Source organism: Vibrio intestinalis (assembly GCF_025195085.2).
GTDB lineage: Bacteria > Pseudomonadota > Gammaproteobacteria > Enterobacterales > Vibrionaceae > Vibrio > Vibrio intestinalis.
On sequence record NZ_JANAVY020000014.1, the window covers coordinates 32512 to 56466 of the forward strand.

Annotated in this window: 18 protein-coding genes and 5 tRNA genes; 15 read left to right on the plus strand and 8 right to left on the minus strand. The window is 44.9% G+C overall.

Going from position 1 to position 23955, the window contains the following annotated elements; all coding sequences use genetic code 11:
- Window positions 1-180 precede the first annotated feature (180 nt).
- Together polA and spfP are read left to right on the plus strand one after the other, a co-directional pair.
- Window positions 181-2970 carry a DNA polymerase I gene (polA, locus tag MU515_RS15725; protein WP_260261350.1) on the plus strand — a complete coding sequence of 930 codons (2790 nt, stop codon included), beginning with the start codon at window positions 181-183 and terminating at the stop codon, window positions 2968-2970.
- Window positions 2971-3163: 193 nt separating this feature from the next.
- Entirely contained in the window at window positions 3164-3211 is a 48-nt protein-coding gene (gene spfP / locus MU515_RS20100) for a small protein SpfP (RefSeq protein WP_438356636.1), read from the plus strand.
- A 541-nt stretch (window positions 3212-3752) separates the two neighbouring features.
- Here spfP and yihA read toward each other — a convergent pair.
- Window positions 3753-4427, minus strand: coding sequence for a ribosome biogenesis GTP-binding protein YihA/YsxC (gene yihA / locus MU515_RS15730; protein WP_260261351.1), 675 nt, complete (start codon window positions 4425-4427; stop codon window positions 3753-3755).
- Between the two features lie 148 nt (window positions 4428-4575).
- On the opposite strand from yihA, the gene MU515_RS15735 reads away from it, so the two are divergent.
- From MU515_RS15735 to hemN, 5 genes are all read left to right on the plus strand, one after another.
- Window positions 4576-5193, plus strand: coding sequence for a c-type cytochrome (locus MU515_RS15735; RefSeq protein ID WP_260261352.1), 618 nt, complete (start codon window positions 4576-4578; stop codon window positions 5191-5193).
- 739 nt (window positions 5194-5932) lie between these two features.
- The gene (locus MU515_RS15740) at window positions 5933-6571 is read left to right on the plus strand and encodes a class I SAM-dependent methyltransferase (protein ID WP_260261353.1); all 639 of its coding nucleotides are present in this window, start codon (window positions 5933-5935) and stop codon (window positions 6569-6571) included.
- Window positions 6571-7131 (plus strand): Der GTPase-activating protein YihI, encoded by a 561-nt coding sequence (yihI, locus tag MU515_RS15745; RefSeq protein ID WP_260261354.1) that lies wholly within the window; start codon window positions 6571-6573, stop codon window positions 7129-7131. Before MU515_RS15740 ends, yihI begins: the two co-directional genes overlap by 1 nt.
- Before the next feature lie 9 nt (window positions 7132-7140).
- Window positions 7141-7629, plus strand: coding sequence for a DUF2489 domain-containing protein (locus MU515_RS15750; RefSeq protein WP_260261355.1), 489 nt, complete (start codon window positions 7141-7143; stop codon window positions 7627-7629).
- Window positions 7630-7804: 175 nt separating this feature from the next.
- The gene (gene hemN, locus MU515_RS15755) at window positions 7805-9193 is read left to right on the plus strand and encodes an oxygen-independent coproporphyrinogen III oxidase (RefSeq protein ID WP_260261356.1); all 1389 of its coding nucleotides are present in this window, start codon (window positions 7805-7807) and stop codon (window positions 9191-9193) included.
- A gap of 60 nt (window positions 9194-9253) precedes the next feature.
- On the opposite strand, the gene ilvY is transcribed toward hemN, so the two are convergent.
- Window positions 9254-10144: an HTH-type transcriptional activator IlvY gene (gene ilvY, locus MU515_RS15760; protein WP_260261357.1), complete on the minus strand. Its 891-nt coding sequence runs from the start codon at window positions 10142-10144 to the stop codon at window positions 9254-9256.
- A gap of 168 nt (window positions 10145-10312) precedes the next feature.
- On the opposite strand from ilvY, the gene ilvC reads away from it, so the two are divergent.
- On the plus strand, window positions 10313-11797 hold the full coding sequence (gene ilvC, locus MU515_RS15765) for a ketol-acid reductoisomerase (RefSeq protein ID WP_260261358.1): 1485 nt from the start codon (window positions 10313-10315) through the stop codon (window positions 11795-11797).
- Window positions 11798-12029: 232 nt separating this feature from the next.
- On the opposite strand, the gene ubiK is transcribed toward ilvC, so the two are convergent.
- From ubiK to MU515_RS15785, 4 genes are all read right to left on the minus strand, one after another.
- Complete coding sequence (gene ubiK, locus MU515_RS15770; protein WP_260261359.1) at window positions 12030-12281, minus strand: ubiquinone biosynthesis accessory factor UbiK; 252 nt, start codon at window positions 12279-12281, stop codon at window positions 12030-12032.
- A 137-nt stretch (window positions 12282-12418) separates the two neighbouring features.
- A complete protein-coding gene (locus tag MU515_RS15775; RefSeq protein ID WP_260261360.1) occupies window positions 12419-15547 on the minus strand; it encodes a multidrug efflux RND transporter permease subunit in 3129 nt (1042 codons plus the stop codon).
- A gap of 11 nt (window positions 15548-15558) precedes the next feature.
- Window positions 15559-16665: an efflux RND transporter periplasmic adaptor subunit gene (locus tag MU515_RS15780; protein WP_260261361.1), complete on the minus strand. Its 1107-nt coding sequence runs from the start codon at window positions 16663-16665 to the stop codon at window positions 15559-15561.
- An 18-nt stretch (window positions 16666-16683) separates the two neighbouring features.
- The gene (locus MU515_RS15785) at window positions 16684-17265 is read right to left on the minus strand and encodes a TetR/AcrR family transcriptional regulator (protein ID WP_260261362.1); all 582 of its coding nucleotides are present in this window, start codon (window positions 17263-17265) and stop codon (window positions 16684-16686) included.
- Between the two features lie 214 nt (window positions 17266-17479).
- On the opposite strand from MU515_RS15785, the gene rep reads away from it, so the two are divergent.
- Window positions 17480-19498, plus strand: coding sequence for a DNA helicase Rep (rep, locus tag MU515_RS15790; protein WP_260261363.1), 2019 nt, complete (start codon window positions 17480-17482; stop codon window positions 19496-19498).
- On the opposite strand, the gene MU515_RS15795 is transcribed toward rep, so the two are convergent.
- Both MU515_RS15795 and MU515_RS15800 read right to left on the minus strand, forming a co-directional pair.
- Entirely contained in the window at window positions 19495-19833 is a 339-nt protein-coding gene (locus MU515_RS15795; RefSeq protein ID WP_260261364.1) for a hypothetical protein, read from the minus strand. The two genes, rep and MU515_RS15795, sit on opposite strands and share 4 nt — an antisense overlap.
- 142 nt (window positions 19834-19975) lie before the next feature.
- On the minus strand, window positions 19976-20389 hold the full coding sequence (locus tag MU515_RS15800) for a c-type cytochrome (protein WP_260261365.1): 414 nt from the start codon (window positions 20387-20389) through the stop codon (window positions 19976-19978).
- A 339-nt stretch (window positions 20390-20728) separates the two neighbouring features.
- Between MU515_RS15800 and MU515_RS15805 the strand changes: the two genes are divergently transcribed.
- The 6 genes from MU515_RS15805 (at window position 20729) to MU515_RS15830 (ending at window position 23804) form a co-directional block, all read left to right on the plus strand.
- Window positions 20729-20805 (plus strand) — tRNA-Arg (locus MU515_RS15805).
- Window positions 20806-20839: 34 nt separating this feature from the next.
- Window positions 20840-20915: transfer RNA gene (locus tag MU515_RS15810), tRNA-His, on the plus strand.
- Between the two features lie 72 nt (window positions 20916-20987).
- Window positions 20988-21064, plus strand: a tRNA-Pro gene (locus MU515_RS15815).
- A gap of 43 nt (window positions 21065-21107) precedes the next feature.
- Window positions 21108-21183, plus strand: a tRNA-His gene (locus tag MU515_RS15820).
- A 10-nt stretch (window positions 21184-21193) separates the two neighbouring features.
- Window positions 21194-21270 (plus strand) — tRNA-Pro (locus tag MU515_RS15825).
- A gap of 818 nt (window positions 21271-22088) precedes the next feature.
- Window positions 22089-23804: a dipeptide ABC transporter ATP-binding protein gene (locus tag MU515_RS15830; protein ID WP_260261366.1), complete on the plus strand. Its 1716-nt coding sequence runs from the start codon at window positions 22089-22091 to the stop codon at window positions 23802-23804.
- The last annotated feature ends 151 nt before the right edge of the window (window positions 23805-23955 follow it).

Sequence of the window (23955 nt, forward strand, 5' to 3'; positions counted from 1 at the left end):
ACAAAAATATAGTCAGTGGTTAAATATTATAAACAGAGTTATCCACAGGTGGGTGGTTGGCTTGTGGGAATAATCACCAATTGTCGTAATCCACATCACAGAGATTACGTAGCATCACTTCCTCAGTCGTGGCATTCTAGGCAGATCTACAATTTCATTCTCTCTGGATACTGAAAGACTATGGCACGCATTCCTGATAATCCGTTGATTCTTATCGACGGCTCTTCTTACCTTTATCGCGCTTTCCACGCTTACCCGGGCACTATGAGCAATGGTGATATTCCTACTAACGCGGTGTATGGCGTAGTAAACATGCTGCGTAGCATGATGCGTCAATTCGCATCTGATCGTATTGCGGTGATCTTCGATGCCAAAGGTAAAACCTTCCGTGACGATATGTATCCAGAGTACAAGGCGAATCGCCCACCGATGCCGGATGATCTTCGTTGTCAGATTGAGCCATTGCACAATGTGATTCGTGCGATGGGTTTACCTTTGATCTCGATTCCGGGTGTTGAGGCTGATGACGTTATCGGTACGTTGGCATACCAAGCTTCTCAGCAAGGCATGCCTGTACTTATCAGTACTGGTGATAAAGATATGGCTCAGCTGGTGGATGACAATGTTACTTTGATCAACACCATGACCAACGTTGTGATGGATCGCGAAGGCGTGATTGAAAAATTTGGTATCCCACCTGAGTTGATCATCGACTACCTAGCGTTGATGGGCGATAAAGTCGATAACATCCCCGGTGTTCCGGGTGTGGGTGACAAAACCGCGACCGCATTGCTACAAGGTATTGGTGGCCTCGATGCGCTATACGACAACCTTGATGATATCGCGCCTCTTGGCTTCCGTGGTTCTAAAACCATGGCGAAGAAACTGGAAGAGAATAAAGAGAATGCACAGCTCTCTTACCAATTAGCCACAATCAAGCTTGATGTTGAGCTAGAAGAGACGCCAGAGTCTTTGCTAAAAACAGAGCCTAATAAAGATGAGCTAATCAGCCTTTATGGCAAGCTAGTATTTAAATCTTGGCTGAATGAGCTACTTGAAGGCGGTTCAGGTGTGGTTGAAGCCGATGAGAAAAGTGGCGGTACAACAGGTGCTGCTAGCCCTCAAGCGGATATGGACACCTCAGCGGTTACCATCGATCGTAGTCAGTACGAGACGATTCTAACGAAAGAATCTTTCGCAGAGTGGCTAGAAAAGCTTAAAGCATCAGAGGTGTTTGCCTTTGATACTGAGACAGATAGCCTAGACTATATGGTTGCTAACTTAGTTGGTCTTTCCTTCGCGACAGAAGCGGGTGTAGCCGCTTACGTGCCAGTGGCTCACGATTACCTCGATGCGCCAGAACAGCTAGATCGCGATTGGGTGCTAGCACAGCTTAAACCTATTCTAGAAGATGACAGCCAAGCAAAAGTTGGTCAAAACTTAAAATACGATGCCAGTGTGTTAGCGCGTTACGGCATTGAAATGCGTGGTATTAAGTTCGATACCATGCTGGCCTCATACGTGTACAACAGTGTAGGTGGCAAGCACGACATGGACAGCCTAGCGCTGCGCTTCCTACAACATAGCTGCATTTCATTTGAGCAAATTGCAGGTAAAGGTAAGAAGCAGCTTACTTTTAATCAAATCGAATTAGATCAAGCTTCTCCATACGCAGCGGAAGATGCGGACGTGACTTTACGCCTGCATCAGCGTTTAAACGAGAGCCTAGAGCAAGACGATAAGCTAAATGGTATTTACCATGAAGTGGAAATGCCGCTAGTTCCAGTATTGTCACGTATCGAGCGCACTGGCGTGCTAATTGATGACATGAAGCTTTCTGCGCAGTCGCAAGAGATTGCGGTTCGTCTAGACGAGCTTGAACAGAAAGCGTATGAGCTAGCAGAGCAAGAGTTTAACATGAACTCACCTAAGCAGCTGCAAGCGATTCTGTTTGAAAAGATGGGACTACCGGTCATTAAGAAAACACCGTCAGGTACACCATCAACCAATGAAGAAGTGCTGCAAGAGCTGGCTTTAGATTACCCATTACCGAAGTTAATCCTAGAGTACCGTGGCTTAGCGAAGTTGAAATCAACTTACACCGATAAGCTGCCGAAGATGATTAACCCTGAGACTGGTCGCGTACATACCTCTTACCACCAAGCGGTAACGGCAACGGGTCGTCTTTCTTCAACCGATCCAAACTTACAGAACATTCCAATTCGTAATGAAGAAGGCCGTCGTATTCGTCAGGCATTCATTGCGCCACATGGCTACAAAATCATGGCTGTCGATTATTCGCAAATCGAACTGCGCATTATGGCTCACCTATCGGGCGATAAAGCGTTATTGGATGCGTTCCGTCAGGGTAAAGACATCCACGCTGCGACAGCGGCTGAAATTATTGGTGTCGATATCGATCAAGTATCGTCAGAGCAGCGTCGCCGAGCGAAAGCGGTTAACTTTGGTCTTATCTACGGCATGAGTGCTTTTGGTCTAGCGAAGCAACTGGGTATTCCACGCGGTGAAGCACAGCAGTACATGGATACTTACTTTGAGCGCTACCCAGGTGTGATGCAATACATGGAAGATACTCGCAGCGCAGCGGCAGAGCAGGGTTATGTTGAAACTATTTTCGGCCGCCGTTTGCACCTACCAGAAATTAAATCGCGTAATGGTATGCGTCGTAAAGCGGCAGAACGTGCAGCGATTAACGCACCAATGCAGGGTACGGCAGCAGATATCATCAAAAAAGCCATGCTACTTGTCGATGAGTGGATTGAGAAAGAAGGTGATGGCCGCGTTAAATTATTAATGCAAGTGCACGATGAATTGGTATTTGAAGTTCAAGAGTCAGCTTTAGCCGAAATTGAAACAAAAGTACAAGAATTGATGGAATCAGCAGCGCAGCTTGAAGTGCCACTGATTGCTGAAGCAGGCCATGGTGACAACTGGGATCAGGCGCACTAGACAAAAAATGACCTAATTGGGCAAAATAGTATGAGCCAGCGCACAAACGCTGGCTTTTTTTTGTCGCTAAAAAAGCCTGTAACGACAAGGGTTTTATGTTGCTAAATGAAATTCAAATGAAAAAAACTTACGAAAGATCTTTGCAAATCTGACCAATTGTTGTACATTAAATCTCGTAGGGTACAGAGGTAAGATGTTCTATCTTTCAGACCTTTTGTTTCACGTTATTGGATTAGGCTGATTCAGCCGCCCCAGTCAGTGTTTGACTGGGGCGTTTTTTATTGTGCCAAAGAAAATTTCCAACCAAATGAACACCTTGTCAATTTCCATATAAAATCTGCGTCTTTATCGCCTGCTTTTCGAGCAAATCCTCAAAAAAATCTTCTTTAGCAACATAATCTGTAACTTAGAAAAAATCTGTAATATTTCTCCATTCACACTTTTGTTATTTCGGCTAAAAAATTAAAACCTAATAATTAACTTTTTTCATCCACTTGATGAATCAATGACGAGTAATAACAAGCGCTCTAGCGTATCGGCTGCGAATTGATGTGTTGTTTTCGCGAAAGGCAGGGGGATTGCAAAGCAGGCAAGAATCCTAAATGCTAAGCAGCATAATAATAACTACGACTAATTCTCTCCCGTTGCCCCGTCTTTATGGCGGGGTTTTTTATTGCCTGTCGAAAGCTTTGGGTAGCTGCTAAAGGTTGATGTGTTGTCAGTCACTGACAATAAAAAACCTCGCAGCGGCGAGGTTTTTTGTTCGGTATATAACGCAGTGCTTATTGCTCTGCATCACCTTGTTCATCGTTATCTGATGCTTCAAGTTCTTCTTGCGCGATCAGTTGTTCCAGAGCTGGAGCAAACCACTCATCGAGTTTTTTACGCAGTACGTCTACGCCAAGACCTTTTAGAGATGAGAACGCATCAACTTTTACATCACCGCCAAAGCCAAGTGAAGATTCGCGAATCTTTAATACTTGTGCTTTTCGAGCGCCACTTTTCAGCTTGTCAGCCTTAGTCAGCAGCACTTGTACTGGAATGCCACTGTCTACCGCCCAGTAGATCAATTGTTGGTCGAGATCTTTCATCGGGTGGCGAATATCCATCAATACCACTAAGCCTTTCAGACATTGGCGTTGTTGCAAGTATTCACCCAGCGATTTTTGCCACTTCTTCTTCATTTCTAGTGGAACTTGGGCAAAGCCGTAGCCCGGTAGGTCGACGATATGGCAACCATCAGCTACCTTAAAAAGGTTAATGAGCTGTGTACGGCCAGGAGTTTTACTGGTTTTTGCTAGGCTTTTCTGATTGGTAAGACGGTTTAATGAGCTCGACTTACCTGCGTTGGAGCGTCCGGCAAACGCAATTTCGATGCCCTCATCTTCTGGCAAATGACGAATGTCAGGTGCACTTGTGATGAAATGGGTGTTTTGGTAACTAATTTTCACGTTCACTGTTAACTCCATCTCGACTTTGTGTAGTCAATTGATTACTTTTTTGTGAAATTGTGTAAAATATCCGTACTCGGCATAAGGTCACTGATTATATCATGAGTGACTTTTTAGAGTGGTACTGGAAGATTAATAATTATAATGGAATGTCATGAATAAATTAGTGCTAATTGTGAGCCTTTTAGCCAGCAGCTCCCTATGGGCCCAAGGGGTCATAGAAGCTGGCAAAAGCAAATCACAAACTTGTATTGCATGTCATGGAGCTGACGGCAACAGTTTACTCGGTATTTACCCATCACTTGCTGGTCAGCATGCGAAGTATATAGAAAAACAGCTGAAAGACCTAAAGTTAGGTATGACAAGTAATGGAGACAAAGGCCGTTACGACCCAGTCATGAGTGGTATGGCTATGCCTTTAAGCGAGCAAGATATGGCAGATCTGGCCGCGTACTATGCTTCTTTACCTATTGCGCATAGCACCACACCAGAAAATGTCGTCGAGCAAGGCAAGGTTCTATATACCGCAGGTGATGTCGAGCGAGGTTTAACCGCTTGTATCGCATGTCATGGCCCTCGAGGTAATGGGACGGAGCTTTCTGGCTTCCCTAAAATCTCTGGCCAACAAGCTGACTATGTTAAATCACAGTTAATGAAATTCCGTGATGGTAGCCGAGGCAATGATATGAACGCCATGATGCGTGATATTGCCAAAAAGCTAACGGATGAAGATATCGATACGTTATCTAAGTATGTAGGTGGTTTGCATTAGTACTTGTTCTCTTATCCAATCGAATCAGTAAAAGAGCGATAACCGAAGTTATCGCTCTTTTTTGTTATGGCTTAGAGCATGATGTTGATCACCTGGCGGCAAACACTTCTGAGGTTAGTTCTGCTCGTCACTGTGTAGGATATTTGCCATATTTATTGGCGAAAAAAGGAAGTGTATTGGTGTAACTATTTGTATGTATGTGCTTTTTGTTTTTCTTAACTTTCGGGTGCTGATTTTTCTTTCGCGCTTATTGTCTCCATTCGCGATCGGCGTAAAGTAACCCCATCTGCAAGGAGCAGATCGAGGAAGACAGACTAGGATAGTCTCCAAGGATGCAAGCGAGGGACGCTTGGCGGCGGGAGAAAGGACTTTAGGTAGGCGGGAAGCTTACTCAATAAGGATGGTTAACTCGTCTAATGGTTTAGACAGGGAAACGGAACCAGGCTAGGGATTAGCCCAGTAACAGGACGTTGAAACGGAAAGCCAAAACTCATCAGGACGATGAAAAACGACACCTAAATTGTTAGGAATTAGCAAGGAAAGCGCTAAAAACAAAAGGATAATTGGTGTACGAAATTTTCGTACCACACAGTTTCGCCATCTAGGCATTAGGAAGCGATAGTTTACTATCGCTTTTTTTATACCTATTTTTTATCAATTTGACGATTAATTGCACAATAGTGCTCCACTCTAACCGCAGTTTCTGGTATGTTTCGCATCCCCGTTTGAGGATGTATTGATGCACAACTGCCCACTTTGCCAAGGCTCACAATCAAACCACTATCATTTTGATAAACGTCGCGAGTATTTACAGTGCGGTGTATGTGAATTGGTGTTTGTGAATCCTGAGCAACGTTTGGACTCTGATGCAGAAAAATCGCAGTACGATTTGCACCAAAATGACCCACAAGATATGGGTTATCGTCGATTTTTATCACGAATGGCAGATCCGATCATGGCGCGAGTTCCAGCCAATAGCCAAGGGCTAGATTTTGGCTGTGGACCCGGACCAACGCTATCTTTGATGTTACAAGAGCAGGGTTACAACATGGCGTTGTACGATATTTACTATCACCCTGAAACATCTGTCCTCAAACAACAATATGATTTTGTTACTGCCACCGAGGTGATTGAGCATTTATATACGCCCGATAAAGTGTGGCAGCAATGGTTGAATTTGGTTAAGCCCGGTGGCTGGCTTGGTATTATGACCAAGATGGTGATCGATGTTGAAGCGTTTGCGACATGGCATTACAAGAACGACATTACTCATGTCATCTTTTTTAGCCGTAAAACGTTTGAATACTTGGCAGAGCGGGATAAGCTCGAACTAGAATTTATTGGAAATGATGTAATTTTACTGAGGAAACCCCAGTAATGAGCCGTAATAAAAAAGCCAAATCAGGTGGCAACGGTGACCTGATTGTTGTTCGCAACCGTACACAGTCTGATGTGGAAGGTCGCTTACGCAAAAGAGATAAAAAGCGCAAAGGCCTGAAAACAGGTACTCGTAACTCTGAAGAGAAATCTCGTAAAGAGCAAACTGTTGGTCAAGCGCGTGATCCGCGTTTAGGCAGCAAGAAGAAAATCGCTCTAGTGGTTGAGACAGTTAAAAAGCCAACTAAAGCTGAGCGTCGTGTGTCTGCTGAGAAAGAGCTAGACATGCTTGAAAATGACGCGCAACTAAACGTATTGCTTGATCGTTTAGACAATGGTGAAAACCTAGGTGCGGGTCTACAGAAATACGTTGATGAGAAACTGGATCGCATCGAAGTTCTAATGAAGCAGCTTGGTCTTTACGAAGAAGAGCAAGAAGAAGCGGAATTAGAGCTAGAACCAGCGCCACAGCAAAGTAAGCTAGCGAAGAAGAAATCGCATTCTGATGATGATCTGCTTTCTCAATTCGAAGGTTTAGATTTAGACCAATTTAAAGGGTAGTAGCGCATCATGAATGTAACCTTATTAGCCATTGCGGGCGGAGTCATTATTGTTGGCTTAGCCTCATACGCGGGTTACCTTCTGCTCCAGCTCAAGAAGCAAAAGGAATTGCAGCTTAAACATCAAAAGCTTGCAATAGATAAACGTAACGCGAACATTTATGAAAACGTGAACACCTTGTGCCTTGCAGGTATTCAAGGTCAGTGCGACTTATCAGAAATCAGCATTCGCGTTTACTGCATTATGGATTATGTCCAAGGTGAAGATCGCATTGATTTTGATGCTACGTATCCTGCGATCTCTGAGTTGTATCATGTGGTGAAAGACATGGCGCGTGGTGAAGACCGTCAGAACTTAGCCAAGAAAGAACGCATGCAACAAAACCTAGCGCGACAAAAAGCCGAATCTCGCCTGCAAGAATCGATTGTTGAAGAGCTCAAGCAGCTGAAATCAAAGGTGCAACCTTTAAACAATCAAATCAATATTCAGATGCTTTAAGTTAACTCGCTTAAATACGGTTCGATCACTTATTATTAATAGAGGTGATCGAACTATCAATTCTGAGTATTGGTACTCAAAAAACGGCCCGCTTTACCAATTGAATCCATTGCGTATGGCAAAATAGACCGTTCACATAACTATGACTTTTCAGTCACAAATTGGAAATATCAATATGTCGCAGCAAGTCGTCGCAAGCCAACAAATTGTATGGGACCAATCGGTTCTGGATAAATACAATTACTCCGGCCCTCGTTACACGTCTTACCCAACCGCGTTAGAGTTTCATGAAGCGTTTACCATCGCTGACTACGACATGGCGTGCACGGCATACCCTGAAAGGCCAATTTCGTTATATATCCATATCCCGTTTTGTCACAAGCTTTGCTACTACTGTGGTTGTAATAAGGTTATTACGCGTCACGCCCACAAGGCGGATGAATACCTTGATGTGATTGAATTGGAAATCCGTACACGTGCTGCGTTATTGCAAGGCCGTCGTGTTACACAGTTGCACTTTGGTGGTGGTACGCCAACCTTCTTAACTAAATCGCAAATCAGCCGTTTGATGGCTATTTTACGTGGTGAGTTTCATTTCGAAGAAACGGCTGAGATCAGTATCGAAGTTGACCCGCGTGAAATCGAAATGGATGTGTTGGATCACCTACGCGGTGAAGGCTTTAACCGTCTAAGTATCGGTGTACAGGACTTCAATAAAGAAGTTCAGCAACTGGTTAACCGTGAGCAAGATGAAGAGTTCATCATTGAAATGGTTAAACGCGCGAAAAAGCTAGGCTTCCGCTCAACTAACCTAGACCTTATCTACGGTTTACCTAAGCAGACGAAAGACTCTTTTGCGGATACCTTGAAGCAAGTGCTAGAGATGCAGCCGGGTCGTTTGTCTGTGTTTAACTATGCCCACATGCCGCAACTGTTTGCTGCGCAACGTAAAATCAAAGATGAAGATTTACCGCAAGCCAAAGAGAAGATGGCTATCTTGCAAGATACTATCTCAACCCTTACCGGTGCTGGTTATCAGTTTATCGGTATGGACCACTTTGCGCTGCCAGATGATGAGCTCGCCGTGGCTCAGCGTAATGGCATTCTTCACCGCAACTTCCAAGGCTACACCACCCAAGGTGAATGTGACCTGATTGGCTTTGGTGTATCAGCCATCTCTATGGTCGGTGATGCTTACGGCCAAAACCAAAAAGAGCTTAAGAAGTACTACGCTCAGGTGAACGAGCAGCGTCATGCATTGTGGAAAGGCGTGGTGCTAGACCAAGATGATTTGATTCGTCGTGAAGTGATTAAACAGCTGATTTGTAACTTCAAACTGGATAAGAACTTCATTGAAAAAGAGTTTGGTTTAACCTTTAACCAATACTTCAAACAAGATTTAGAATTGCTGCAAACCTTCATCAATGATCAGCTGGTGGAAGTTGATGATAATGAGATTCGCGTTACGCTGCGTGGCCGTCTTCTGATTCGTAATATCTGTATGTGTTTTGATAAATACCTACGCGATAAAGCCCGTCAGCAGCAGTTCTCTAGAGTGATCTAACTACTCGCGATCATAGTATTAAGCCACGAATTTGCGTGGCTTTGTTGTATCTAGCGATGCTTAAAGCGCAATGTATTTCTCTTGTGCAACCTTCCATAGCGCTTTAACTAGCGGGTTGTCCAGCTGAGAACGCTTGCAACACACTCCTAGCTCAAACGGTGCAATGGAGGCGACTTTAAGCCTTTCTATCTTATCTCTTACTGGGCTGTTGTTAATCACCACGTCAGGGGCAATACCCACGCCACAACCTAGCGCCACCATACTAACAATCGCTTCATGGCCAGCCACTTGAGCATAGATGTTCGGTTTAATCTTCATTGTTTTAAACCAAGTGTTTGCACGTTCTCTGGCGGTTCCTGCTTCCGGCACGATGAAAGGGATTTGGCTCCAATCAGGTTGCTCTTGCTGCAAGTGTTGAGCGAAGTTGCTGATACCCGCAGGGGCAATTACAGAAAGCGGAATTTCACTGATCGGTTCAAATTCAATTCGCGATGGTAATTGGTCAGGCATGGCCGAAATTGCGATGTCAGCGTCATCACTTAATACCTTATCAATGGCTTGTGCCGGATCGCCGGTAGAGAGTTTGAACTCAATAAAGGGGTGACGCAGTCTAAATTCAGACAGCAGCTCAGGTAAATGGCTATAGCTGGCCGTTACTGAGCAAAACAGACGAATTTCACCTTTAAGCTCTTGGTCGAGCTCGGCAAATTGCGCGTGATAGTTTTGCCACTCGGCCAGTATGTTTAGCGCAACAGGTAATAGCTTCTTACCTGATGGGGTGAGCTCAACACTGCGATTGTCACGCAATAACAAAGCTTGGCCAGTTTCCGCTTCGAGTTTTTGTATCTGACGGCTGAGTGCAGAAGGGCTGATGTGCATGGCAGAGGCTGTCTTGGCAAAGCTTTTGGTTTCACATAAGTGAATGAAGAGCTGTAAACATTTGATGTTCATTAACTGGCAGTCCCTTTAAGAGCAGAGATGAAGTCTACGTTGCATTTTTTGCAATAACTAATTGTGAATATATCACTTTAAGCAATTTAATGTCTGCATTAGTATCGAGTTATTCAGTAGTCAAACCTACTGACCGTATGGACATAATTCTTAAAGGAGCGCCCAGCAATGGCTAACTATTTCAATACATTAAACTTGCGTGAGCAGCTAGACCAACTAGGTCGCTGCCGTTTTATGGATCGTAGTGAGTTTGCAACAGAAGCAGACTACCTAAAAGGTAAGAAAGTGGTGATTGTCGGTTGTGGTGCTCAAGGTCTTAACCAAGGTCTGAACATGCGTGACTCTGGCCTAGATGTCTCTTATGCACTGCGCCAAGCGGCTATCGACGAAAAGCGTCAGTCGTTCAAAAATGCTCAAGAAAATGGCTTTGAAGTAGGTAGCTACGAAACGCTAATCCCTCAAGCGGACCTAGTGGTAAACCTTACTCCAGATAAACAGCATACCAATGTAGTTGAGACAGTAATGCCTTTAATGAAGCAAGGCGCTGCATTAGGTTACTCGCACGGCTTTAACGTAGTAGAAGAGGGCATGCAAATTCGTAAAGATCTAACGGTTGTTATGGTTGCACCTAAGTGTCCAGGTACAGAAGTACGTGAAGAATACAAACGTGGCTTTGGCGTACCAACCCTAATCGCTGTTCACCCAGAGAACGACCCACAAGGTGAAGGCTGGGATATCGCCAAAGCATGGGCAGCTGCGACAGGTGGTCACCGCGCAGGTTGTCTAGAGTCTTCATTCGTAGCAGAAGTGAAATCTGACCTAATGGGTGAGCAAACTATCCTATGTGGCATGCTGCAAGCTGGCTCTATCGTATGTTACGAGAAGATGATTGCTGACGGCATCGACCCAGGCTACGCAGGTAAGCTGCTTCAATACGGCTGGGAAACCATCACAGAAGCACTGAAGTTTGGTGGCATCACCCACATGATGGACCGTCTATCAAACCCAGCTAAGATTAAAGCATTTGAGCTGTCAGAAGAGCTTAAAGATCTAATGCGCCCACTGTACAACAAGCACATGGATGACATCATCCAAGGTGAGTTCTCAAGCACTATGATGGCTGACTGGGCGAATGATGATGTGAACCTACTAGGCTGGCGTGCTGAAACAGGCGAAACGGCATTTGAAAACTACCCATCAACCGATGTTGAGATTTCAGAGCAAGAGTACTTTGATAACGGCATCCTAATGATTGCCATGGTACGTGCAGGCGTTGAGTTAGCATTCGAAGCGATGACAGCATCAGGCATCATCGATGAGTCAGCGTACTACGAATCACTGCATGAGCTACCACTAATCGCGAACACCATTGCACGTAAGCGTCTATACGAGATGAACGTAGTAATTTCAGATACAGCAGAATACGGTAACTACCTATTCGCTAATGTAGCAACACCGCTACTGCGTGAGAAGTTCATGCCTTCAGTAGGCACGGACGTTATCGGTAAAGGCCTAGGTGAAGCATCTAACCAAGTAGATAACGCAACGCTAATCGCAGTAAATGAAGCGATTCGTAACCACCCAGTAGAATACATCGGTGAAGAGCTACGTGGGTATATGACCGATATGAAGAACATCGCGGTGGGTGGCTAAATTACTTGCCTTAATGTTTTATTTCGTTGTCGAAGGTGCTCATTTGCGACTGCAAACTGCGCGCCTTCTCCTAGAAATAAAACCTTAATACTGCGTAATTGCAAACAAATAGCAAAGCAGTAAGAACTCCAGGCTGACTGGGGTGATAAATACAAAAAAACACAACATCTAAAAACAAAGGGCTTGGTCACTGACCAAGCCCTTTTCTTTTGTGTTCATTAAACGTATTGGATTACTTGTCTGCTAGTTTTTCTTCTAGGTCAGCCAGTTTCTTTTCCATTTCCGTTAGCTTTTGGCGTGTGCGTAGCAGTACTTGAGTTTGTACATCAAACTCTTCGCGGCTGACAACATCAAGCTTATTCAGTTGGCCTTGGATTACTTGGCGAACTTTTTGGTCAACGTCTGAACCTAGGTCTTTCACTGGTTGAGGCATTGAGTCATGAATCTGTTTAGCGATCTGCTCTAATTTTTTTGGATCAAACATAGTGGTTATCACTCCTGTATCTTTGACGACATTTTAAGTAATTCAATCTAGAAAGTCGCCCATTAGAGAGTAAAAAAGCGATTCAAGTTGAGAGGTAGAAAAAAGGCCACCGAAGTGGCCTTTAGCGACTTAACAACTTATTGGTTGTTTTTCGCGAGTTCGCGACAAGCCGCTTTCGCTTCGTCAACTCGCGCTAGCTTTTCCAGATCTTTGTCCTCTACAAATACTGGCAGAGGTTTGTGTTTCTCTGCTAGGTAGCTGTAGATAACTGGCAGTACGAATAGGGTAAACAGAGTACCAATCGCTAGACCAGCAACGATAACAATACCGATACTGAAGCGCTGAGCAGCACCTGCACCTGTTGCGTACATCAGTGGGATAAGACCTGCAATCATCGCTGCAGTGGTCATTAGGATAGGGCGTAGACGTACTTTTGCCGCTTCCATAACTGCTTCGATACGGTTTTTCTTATTGTGTAGCTGCTCTTCTTTCGCAACCTCACAAATCAAAATACCGTGCTTGGTGATAAGACCAACAAGCGTAATCAAACCAACCTGCGAGTAGATGTTCATGGTTGCTGCGCCCCATGCTAGGGCAATCAAAGCACCACAAATCGCAAGCGGTACAGAGACCATGATAACCACTGGGTCTTTCAGAGATTCAAACTGAATCGCAAGAACCAAGAAGATGATCGCCAATGCCAAACCAAAGGTGGCGTATAGCGCGCTACCTTCTGTTACGTACTGACGGGCTTCACCCATGTAGTCATGGTTGTAACCAGCTGGTAGTTTGCTTTCCGCAATGTCTTCAAACCATGTAATCGCATCACCCATTGCAGTGCCTGGAGCTGGTACCGCGCCCACGCTTGCTGAGTTTAGCTGGTTGAAGTGTGGTAGTGAGCGAGGCTCTGCCACAACATCAATGGTGATTAAGCTACCCAGAGGAATTGCATTACCATCTGCTGCACGCACATAGTAGTTTTTCATCGATTCTGGGTTTAGACGCCACTTACGTTCTACTTGAGGGATAACCTCGTAAGAACGGCCGTTTAAGTCGATACGGTTTACATAACCATCCGCCATCATAGTACCTAGCGTGATACCGATGTCTTGCATGGTCACGCCGTATGCACCTGCTTTGTCTTTGTCGATGTTGATTTTCATCGTCGCTGAATCGTAGTTTAGATCCAAATCCGAGTAGACAAACATCGGGCTATTTTTCACTTCGGTCAGAACTTCTGTCGCGATAGTGAACAAGCTTTCAAAGCTATTCGGCGTTGTGATAACAAATTGAATTGGTAGACCAGAACCCGCACCTGGAAGTTCAGGCATCTGGAATGCGGTTACCGCCATTCCTGGTACTTCACCAACCAATTGACCTACACGGTTAGCCACTTCAGACTGAGACGCTTCACGCTCGCTCCAAGGTACCATCGAGGCAATACCAAACGCTTGGTTAGAGTTCGGCACACCCGTAAACACCTGCGCAAATTCTACTTCTGGCTGAGCAGACAGAATTTCATTTACGTGGTTCATGGTGTTTTGCAGGTAGTCTAAGTTCGCATTAGACGGGCCGGTACCCATCAGCATTACTGCACCTTTATCTTCTGATGGCGCGAGTTCACTTGGGATGAACTTAAACAGAATCGGAAGGCTAGCAAATACAATAATACCGAACGCAAGTACCACTGGACGATGATCCATGACCGCTTGAAGCATACGCTCATAACGGTTAGTCATGCGTTCTAGAACAGAGTGTACCTTTTGCTCAAACTTGCTTGGCTCTTCATTCGCCTTAAGCATTTTTGAACACATCATCGGTGATAGGGTCAGAGCCACAATACCGGATACAAATACCGAGCCGGCAAGTGTTAAAGCAAACTCTTTAAAGAGCGAGCCTGTAATACCACCCATCATCGCGATTGGCGCATATACCGCACCTAGCGTCAGTGTCATTGCAATTACTGGAACGGCAATTTCACGTGTACCAATGATCGCCGCTCTAAACGGAGATTCACCCAACTTGATATGACGGTCGACGTTCTCAAGAACAACGATCGCATCATCCACCACCAGACCGATGGCCAGTACCATCGCCAGTAGCGTCATCAAGTTCCACGAGAAGCCGATAGATTGCATGACCATTGCCACACCGATTAACGACAGTGGAATAGTCACAATCGGGATCAGTACTGCACGGAACGAACCTAGGAACAAGGTAATCACGATCAGTACGATTAACGCCGCTTCCAAGATAGTCTTGATTACTTCTTGAATGGACTCGTTGATCGCAACCGTTGAGTCGTACATCACGTTCATGGAGATGTTGCTCGGTAGGTTACGTTCTAACTGAGGAAGTAAATCTAAGACATCGGCTGCGATGTTAATTGGGTTAGCACTAGGTGCTGCGTTGATCGCTGCAACCACGGCCTCTTGGCCGTTAGCACTCGCGCGGTAAATATCGTGGCTTTTCTCTAGTGTTACTTTCGCGATATCGCCAAGACGAATCACTTCACCTTCAGCACCAGATTTCACCACCAGCGCTTCAAGTTCGTCAGTGTTCGATACCTGAGTATCGGCACTACCGTTGTAAAGCACCATCTCACCGATAGCTTGACCTGTCGCTGATTGGTAGTTGTTGGCGTTAAGTACGCCCATCACATCAGATGCAGTTAGGTTAAGCGCCGCCATTTTTGCAGGGTCTAGCCATACGCGCAGTGCGTATTTCATACCACCGTAGAGATCAACCTTAGATACACCACTTACCGTGAAGAGCTGAGGGTTGATTACACGTTCTAGGTAGTCAGTGATCTGACTAGACGACAACTCATCACTGGTGAAACCAATGTAAAGTACCGCTGTGGTAGAACCGGTAGACATAGTTACAGTTGGGTCTTCCGCTTCTTTTGGAAGCTGAGAACGAACTGAGTTTGTCTTGGCCAAAACGTCAGACAGTGCCGCATTCGGGTCAGTGTTGAGCTTCATGTTTACGGTAATCGTAGATGAGCCCAAAACAGACGAAGACGTCATATAGTCGATGTTGTCGGCCTGTGCGACCGCTTGTTCCAATGGCTGAGTAATGAAGCCTTGAATCAAGTCAGCACTGGCACCGTAGTAGCCAGTAGACACGGTGATTACCGTGTTTGTCATTTCTGGGTATTCACGCACCTGCATCTTGAATATTGCTTGGAAACCAAGCAAGGCTATCAAGAAGCTGATCGAAATCGCCAGAACTGGACGTTTAATAAAAACATCAGTAAAGCGCATGATTCCTCCAATTACAGCATTGGTGTTTCAGCTGGTGGGGTAGTTGCATCACTTTCTACGATGCGAACTTTCGCGTGGTTACTTAGACGAACTTGACCTGAAGTCACCACAACGTCGCCAGGTTTCACACCTTCCAGTACGTGTGCAACATCAGCGGCACGCTCACCGATTTTAACGACATGCTGCTTAACGCGTTTAACGCCTTCTTCTTCAGTTACGATGTACACACTGTCACCGTAAAGCGTATAAGTAATCGCTGTTTGCTGAAGCGCTACTTGGTTTTCTAGCTTAGGAAGAATGATGTTAGCGCGTGCAAACATACCGCTACGCAATTGACCATCGCTGTTAGGAATATCTGCTTGAACTTGAATCAGACCGCTTTGAACGTTTACAGCAGGCTCGATTGCAGATATAGAACCTTCAAACGTTTTCTCTGGGTAAGCATCAACAAAAATGTCGACTTGTTGGTCAAGTTTGATGCGAGAAATGTCTGCTTGAGGAACAGTGAAGCGAAGGCGCATAACGGTGGTGTCTTCTAGACGAACAATATCACTACCTGCTTGTAGGTATTGGCCTAGGTAAACGTTACGAATACCAACGACACCAGCAAATGGCGCTTTGATTTCACGGCGGTCAATAGACGCTTTAAGGCTTTCAATTTCCGCTTGAAGTGAGAAGTAGTTTGCACCAGCTTCATCATACGCTTCTTTTGAAATAGACCCTTTTTTGTATAGACCTTGGTAACGCTTGTACTTCGCTTTTGCTGCTGGCAGCTTAGCTTGAGCACTCTTTAGGTTAGCTCTTTCAACTTCAGAGTCCAAAGTGATAAGAGGCTGACCTTCTTCAACTTGAGTACCTGACTCAAAGCTGATCACGTCAATCACACCGCTAGTTTCGTTAGCTACGGTAACGCCTTGGTTTGGCTCAATGAAACCGATCGCTTCAATCACTGGCACCCAGTCGGTAGCTTGTACTTCAGTCACCGTTACCGGAAACTCAGGTTCTGGTAGGTTTGCCATGTACTCGGCAATTTTTTGTTGCTTGAATAGATTGAAACCAATCACACTACCAAACAGTAGTACGACGATAACAATCATAAAGAAAGTCCACTTTTTCATTCTATTAAGAACTCCAAGTTAGTGATTAATTATTGCATCCCAGCTTGCGTCGATAGCGGCTTCAAGTGCCTCGTCGTCAAGATGGTAAAATCCCAAAGCGTGTTTTCGAGCAAGCGCAACACAAGCTTCAAAAGTTAGCCCCGAAAGTACTTCGTTCGCTAGAGGTTTAAATACGCCTTGCTCTTTGCCTTCTTCGAACAATCGGTCTACCTTAAAGAACATCTTCTTTTCTAATAGTCGGATTGATATCTCGGAAGAACAAGGAAGCGATTCGTATTGAACCCGGTTACTCAATGCATTGATGTTTGACGCCGCTAAGTTCCAAATGTTCAACCACATAGTACGATAGCGTACTTTTAACGGTTCAGAATCATCGACATCAGCCTGAACCGCAGTAGCGATTCGTTGAGCGACGCGCAAACGCACTTCGTTGAGTAAATCTTCTTTGTCGGAGAAGTAACAGTAGATAGTGCCCGCTGCAACGCCGGCTTGTTTCGCCACTTTATGCATTGAAAGGCCATGAAAGCCCGTCTCTGCAATCAGCTTTTCGGCTGCATCGAGTATCTGCTGTTGCTTATCTACGTTAGTGTTGTTGGCCATTATATGAAACCACCAATGAATGAACGTTCATTCATTATAGACCAATTACTGCCCACTAGTGCAATAAAATTTATACAAAAATCAGGAAAATTAGTCGATTACTGGCTCTATATTTGTCAGATAGGGTGGCCAAATTGGTCGACGTATTAATAATAGCAATTGAACTATTGCGCCATTATTATAAGCGCCATTATTTTTACCCAATGAGAACTCCATGAAGCTGAATCCCGGACAAGACCAAGCGGTTAAGTATGTATCGGGCCCATGCCTAGTATTAGCTGGCGCAGGGTCAGGTAAAACGCGCGTTATTACCAACAAGATTGCGTACTTGGTTCAGCAGTGTGGTTACAAGGCGCGTAATATCGCAGCCGTTACCTTTACCAATAAAGCCGCACGTGAAATGAAAGAGCGTGTTGGCCAAACATTGGGTAAGCAAGAAGCCAAAGGTTTGATGGTTTCTACCTTCCATACCTTAGGTTTGACCATTTTAAAGCGCGAGTACAAACACCTTGGTTTGAAAGCGGGCTTTTCGCTGTTTGATGACCAAGACCAAATGGCCTTGCTTAAAGAACTTACCGAGAAGCAGCTGGATGGCGATAAAGATCTGCTGCGTAGCTTATTAAGCACCATTTCAAACTGGAAGAATGACATGTTGACCCCTGAGCAGGCCAAAGCGCGTGCTCAGGGTGAACAACAACAGCTGTTTGCTTTCTGTTTTGAAATGTACCAAAAGCAGATGAAAGCTTATAACGCACTCGATTTCGATGATTTGATTGCTTTGCCAGTTTGGCTGCTGAGAACCAATGAAGAAGTGCGTCAGCGCTGGCAAAATCGTATTCGCTACTTGCTGGTGGACGAATATCAAGATACCAACACCAGTCAGTACGAGTTGGTGAGACTCATTGTTGGCGAACGTGCGCGCTTAACCGTGGTAGGGGATGATGATCAATCTATTTACTCATGGCGTGGTGCAAAGCCGCAGAACTTAGTGCTGCTTGGTGAAGATTACCCTAACCTTAAGCTGATCAAGCTAGAGCAAAATTACCGCTCAACTAACCGTATCTTGCGCAGTGCAAACATCTTGATTGCCAATAACCCGCACGTGTATGAGAAATCGCTGTTCTCAGAGCTACCGGATGGTGAAAAGCTCAAGGTGCTATTAGCGAAAAACGAAGAGCACGAAGCAGAGCGTGTTACGGGTGAAATCATTGCCCATAAGTTCTTAAATCGAACTGACTATCGTGATTACGCGATTTTGTATCGTGGTAACCACCAATCGCGTTTGATTGAAAAATCTTTGATGCAAAACCGCGTGCCGTACAAGTTATCAGGTGGTACGTCGTTCTTCGCTCGTGCAGAAATCAAAGACATCATGGCTTACCTTAAAGTGTTGGTGAACCCAGATGATGACAACGCGTTCATTCGTATCGTGAATACTCCTAAGCGCGAAATTGGCCCAGTGACATTAGAGAAGCTCGGCAGTTACGCCAACATGCGTGGTAAAAGCTTGTTCGAATCGAGCTTTGAAATGGGCTTAGAGCAGCATCTTACTGGCCGAGGCCTAGAGAATTTGCGCCGCTTTACCGCTTGGTTGGTGAAGATTGCGGATCAAGCAGAGCGTGGTGATACGGTGGAGGCTGTTCGTTCACTTGTGCGTGATATCAATTACGAAGATTGGTTATACGAAACATCGTCAAGCCCGAAAGCGGCCGAAATGCGCATGAAGAACGTCTCTGACCTTTATTCTTGGATTGTTGCCGATCTAGAAGGTGACAACTATGACCAAGAAGAGAAGACAATCAAAGAAGTCGTTCAACGTTTGACCCTGCGTGACATGATGGAGCGCGGTGAAGAAGATGATGACAGCGATGCAGTCCAGCTCATGACTCTACATGCTTCCAAAGGCCTAGAGTTCCCTTATGTGTACTTGATTGGTACTGAAGAAGGCATCTTGCCTCACCAAACCAGTATTGATGAAGAGAACGTTGAGGAAGAGCGCCGCCTTATGTATGTAGGTATCACACGCGCGCAGAAGGAGCTGACATTTACCATGTGTCGTGAACGTCGTCAGTTTGGTGAATTAATCAAACCGACGCAAAGTCGTTTTCTGGATGAACTGCCGTTTGATGATGTTGAATGGGAAGCAACTAAAAAGCCAGTAACTCAAGAAGAGCGCATGGCAAAAGGTCAGGCGCACATTGCCAACCTAAGAGCGATGTTTAAGAAAGACTAAATGTATTGATCTATTAGGTGAGGCGTTCCGCTTTTACGGGACTCGACAAACGCGAGTATTTCACCATCAGAAATACGCTTCACTACCGTATCTCCATTACGTATTTCGATCATCGCTTGACCGCCGTGATTGACAATATTGGCACTTAAATTATTGCTCAGTTCAGGCAGTGCAGAGTTGAGATGCTCAACAATCTGACGCAGCTGCTGTTTAGACTTAACATCGTGAGGGTCGATTTTTGACTGTGATTCTTCACTTTGTGAAGGTTTAGTGTGTTGCTCATGAATGTGATTCTCCCTTGGGTGTGGGAGGTAAGAGTTGGATGTGATTTTCATAAGCATCTCCGAAAGTGTTCGAAAATCATACTGCCTACTTATTGTATCGTCACAAATGCGCTTCTCTTGAGCCTATTTTTATAAAACAACCAATTCAAAGGCTTAACGCAGATTGCTAAGCCTTTAACTGTTGTGTTGTTGGTTATAGGCCTTCGATCATGTGATCAATAGCAGCAATAATCTCTTCATCGGAACAGTCCATACATGAACCTTTAGCTGGCATGGCATTGAAACCGTTGATGGCGTGATCGGCCAGTACATCTTTACCTTTCGCAATTCGAGGTGCCCAATCATTGGCATCACCAGTGACCGGTGCGCCGCTTACCCCAGTGCTGTGGCATGCGGTACAAAACGTTCCGTAGACCGTTGCGCCATCTCGTGGGCCGCTTCTTTCTACAACGACAGGCTCTGCACCCGCAAGATAGACATCACCGACTGGCTTAATTCTTTCTGCAATTGCGTCATGCTCTTCAGGACTGACGTTTAGGGCAAACGTCGCGGAAGAGAAAGTCGCTGCCGCTATTAAAGCGGTAAAGATTTTTCGAGACATATCCATTTAACTCACTGTACATTCCAGAAGATGAGCACTGACTCACCAATTATTATTCCAATGCGTTATCATTCTTAGCTGATGTTTTTATTCGCATTGATATTAGAGTATAAGATGTTCTACAAGGTTTAACGTGGTTAAATCAATGTAAATACTAGGTGATTATATATCGAGCGGATGTTGCAATAAACAACAACTTGTCCATGGCAAGGTGTATGTCACACCATTTGTAGGGTTTTATTCGCCATCAATCGCCCAAAAAGGCGTCAAACGATAAAAAAACTTGAAAAAGTACTAGACGACATAGTGTGATATACGTATTATTCCACTCCGCCGATGGGGCATGCGCCCGTAGCTCAGCTGGATAGAGCGTTGGCCTCCGGAGCCAAAGGTCGAAGGTTCGAATCCTTTCGGGCGCGCCATTTGCCTGGAGGAATATCGGTAAAACAGATAGTGGTGGCTATAGCTCAGTTGGTAGAGCCCTGGATTGTGATTCCGGTGGTCGCGAGTTCGAATCTCGTTAGCCACCCCATTATTTCGGTAACCTAGTTTACTCAGTAGATAGAGGTTTCCAGTTTCGATTTTATCGGGACAAAACATAAGTCGGTGAATAGCGCAGCTTGGTAGCGCATCTGGTTTGGGACCAGAGGGTCGGGGGTTCGAATCCCTCTTCACCGACCACTATTTCAATAATCGCAAATGCGGTTATACAAAAAAATTAGTGGTGGCTATAGCTCAGTTGGTAGAGCCCTGGATTGTGATTCCGGTGGTCGCGAGTTCGAATCTCGTTAGCCACCCCATTAATTTTGTCGGTGAATAGCGCAGCTTGGTAGCGCATCTGGTTTGGGACCAGAGGGTCGGGGGTTCGAATCCCTCTTCACCGACCACTATAAGAAAGCCTCGTCAGAAATGACGGGGCTTTTTTACATTTGGAGATCTGAACTTCGAACAGAGTGGGGTCGTCTGATGTTCAAAGTATGTCTCTTCACCGACCACCATAAGAAAGCCTCGACTGGCCGTCCGCGTCAGAAATGACGGGGCTTTTTTACATTCTGAAGTCTTGAAATACAGAGTGCGAACAGAGTAGGGTTCGCCTGATGTTCAAGATATATCTCTTCACCGACCTTTTCTTTTCTAGCTCTCTTATTCCAATCCTCGGGGTGGTTTCTACAAATAACCCGCGCGACTTCTAAATATCTACTATCGTTAAAGTGACTGCTTACAATTGAAAATAAAGAGTAATAATCTGCCTTTTGGTTTTTATGGTGGTCTCGTGTGTTGTTTTTACATCTATAACTAAATGTTTGTTTTGTTTTTGTTAATGAATTTATATTCCTATTTGTGGGTAATTATTCTTGTTGTTTGACGGGGTTTTATGAGATCTCACCATATAGCGAGCTTTTAGGTTGTTTTGGCTAGGTTTTTCTTAAAGTTAGCATAATTGATTATGCAAATATTCGTTTATGAGCTGCTTAAAATATGCGCAAATTCGACTTTTTTCACTGTGTTTGTTGCTTTTCTGTGAATTTTTTGCCAAATTGTTCAGCTTGTAACTGTCAGAATGATGTACTGACAAAGAATGGATTCACTTAATACTTGTTGCAGCAGCTTAGTGTTCGGCTATTTCTTTTTCGAGAATGGTTAATTGTTGTGGCGACAGGTATCAGACAGGGCAGAAAACTGCCATAGCAGTAGAGGTCTGGTAATGTCACTTTTAGAAGTTAAAGATCTTCGTATTGAATACCCATCTCGTCATGGTGTTCATGCCGCGGTTAAATCTTTATCGTTCAATATTGAACGTGGAGAAATCGTGGGCGTAGTGGGCGAGTCGGGTGCAGGTAAATCAACCGTTGGTAACGGGGTGATCGACTTGCTGAGCCCTCCTGGGGTTATCGCGGATGGTGAAGTATTTTTAGATGGAGAGAAGATCTCTGGTCTCACCCCGCAGCAGATGCGTAAAGTGCGCGGCTCAAAAATTGGGTTTATTTTCCAAGATCCAATGACCTCTCTAAATCCTCTTTTCACGGTTGAGCATCAACTAAAAGAAACGATTCATGCCAATATGAAAGTTTCAGAAGAAGAGGCATATCAACGTGCTCTTTCTTTGATGCAGCAAGTGGGCATTCCACAGCCTGAAAACCGCCTTAAGCAGTACCCTCACCAATTTTCTGGTGGTATGCGTCAGCGTGTGGTTATCGCGATCGCTCTAGCGGGTGAACCCGATTTAATCATCGCGGATGAGCCAACCACAGCGTTGGATGTATCGATTCAAGACCAAATCCTTAATCTAATTCGTGAGCTATGCATTAAGAAAAATGTCGGTTGTATGTTGGTCACTCACGATATGGGTGTGGTTTCCAATGTGACAGATCGTGTGGCGGTGATGTATCGCGGTGATTTGGTTGAGTTTGGCCCGACAGCGAAAGTACTTGGCGACCCAGACCACGCTTATACCCGCAGTTTGATCTCTGCCGTTCCTCGTTCCGATATCAAGTTAGACCGTTTCCCACTGGTTAGCTACATCGAAGAAGCTCAGGAAATGGAGCAACTGGATGTCAAAAATCACTGGCTAGGTCAAAGCCAAGATCACCGAGATTACACTGGCCCGTTATTACAGGTTGAGAACGTCAATCTACGTTTTATTACTAAAGACTCGTTGTTTGAAAGTCGTCGTGAGTATGTTCAAGCTTCAAACAATGTCAGCTTTGAAGTGCATGAAGGTGAGACGTTTGGTTTAGTCGGTGAATCAGGTTCAGGTAAATCGACCATTGCCCGCGTTATTGCCGGTCTATATCAGCCGAACTCAGGCAAAGTGACATTTGAAGGTATTAATTTAACCGGTCTGAAATCTGAAAAAGAGCGCCGTCCGTTGCGTCGTCAAATGCAGATGGTGTTCCAGAACCCATATACGTCAATGAACCCGAGAATGAAGATTTTCGACATCATTGCTGAGCCTATTCGATTCCACAAGCTGACGCGCAATGAAACAGAAACGAGACAGATCGTTAACGATCTATTGGATCACGTTGGCCTAGGCAAAATGGCGGGTGTGAAGTATCCCCATGAGTTTTCTGGTGGTCAGCGTCAGCGTATCTCAATCGCTCGTGCTTTAGCGACGCGCCCACGATTGTTGATTTGTGATGAGCCTACCTCTGCACTGGATGTATCAGTGCAAGCGCAGATTCTTAACCTGCTCAAAGACCTACAAGATGAGTTAAACCTCACCATGTTATTCATTAGTCATGACTTGCCAGTCATTCGCCAGATGTGCGATCGAGTCGGCGTGATGCAAATGGGTACCTTATTAGAGGTCGCACCAACTGAGCAGCTCTACACAGATCCTCAACATGATTACAGCAAACAACTAATTTCCTTAATGCCGGAATTTACTGGCTTAAGAGAAGGGGTAAAAACGGCTTAAGCCGACCTATTCAAAGGCCGTGGCCTGCGAATAGCTAAGATGCAAACACAACATAAACTAGGGATAGCTATCCCGCATAAGGAGTTATGCAGATGAGTATGAAAACCAAGATTGCAGTCGCCGTTGCAGTAGTGGCTGCAGGTGGTATCTA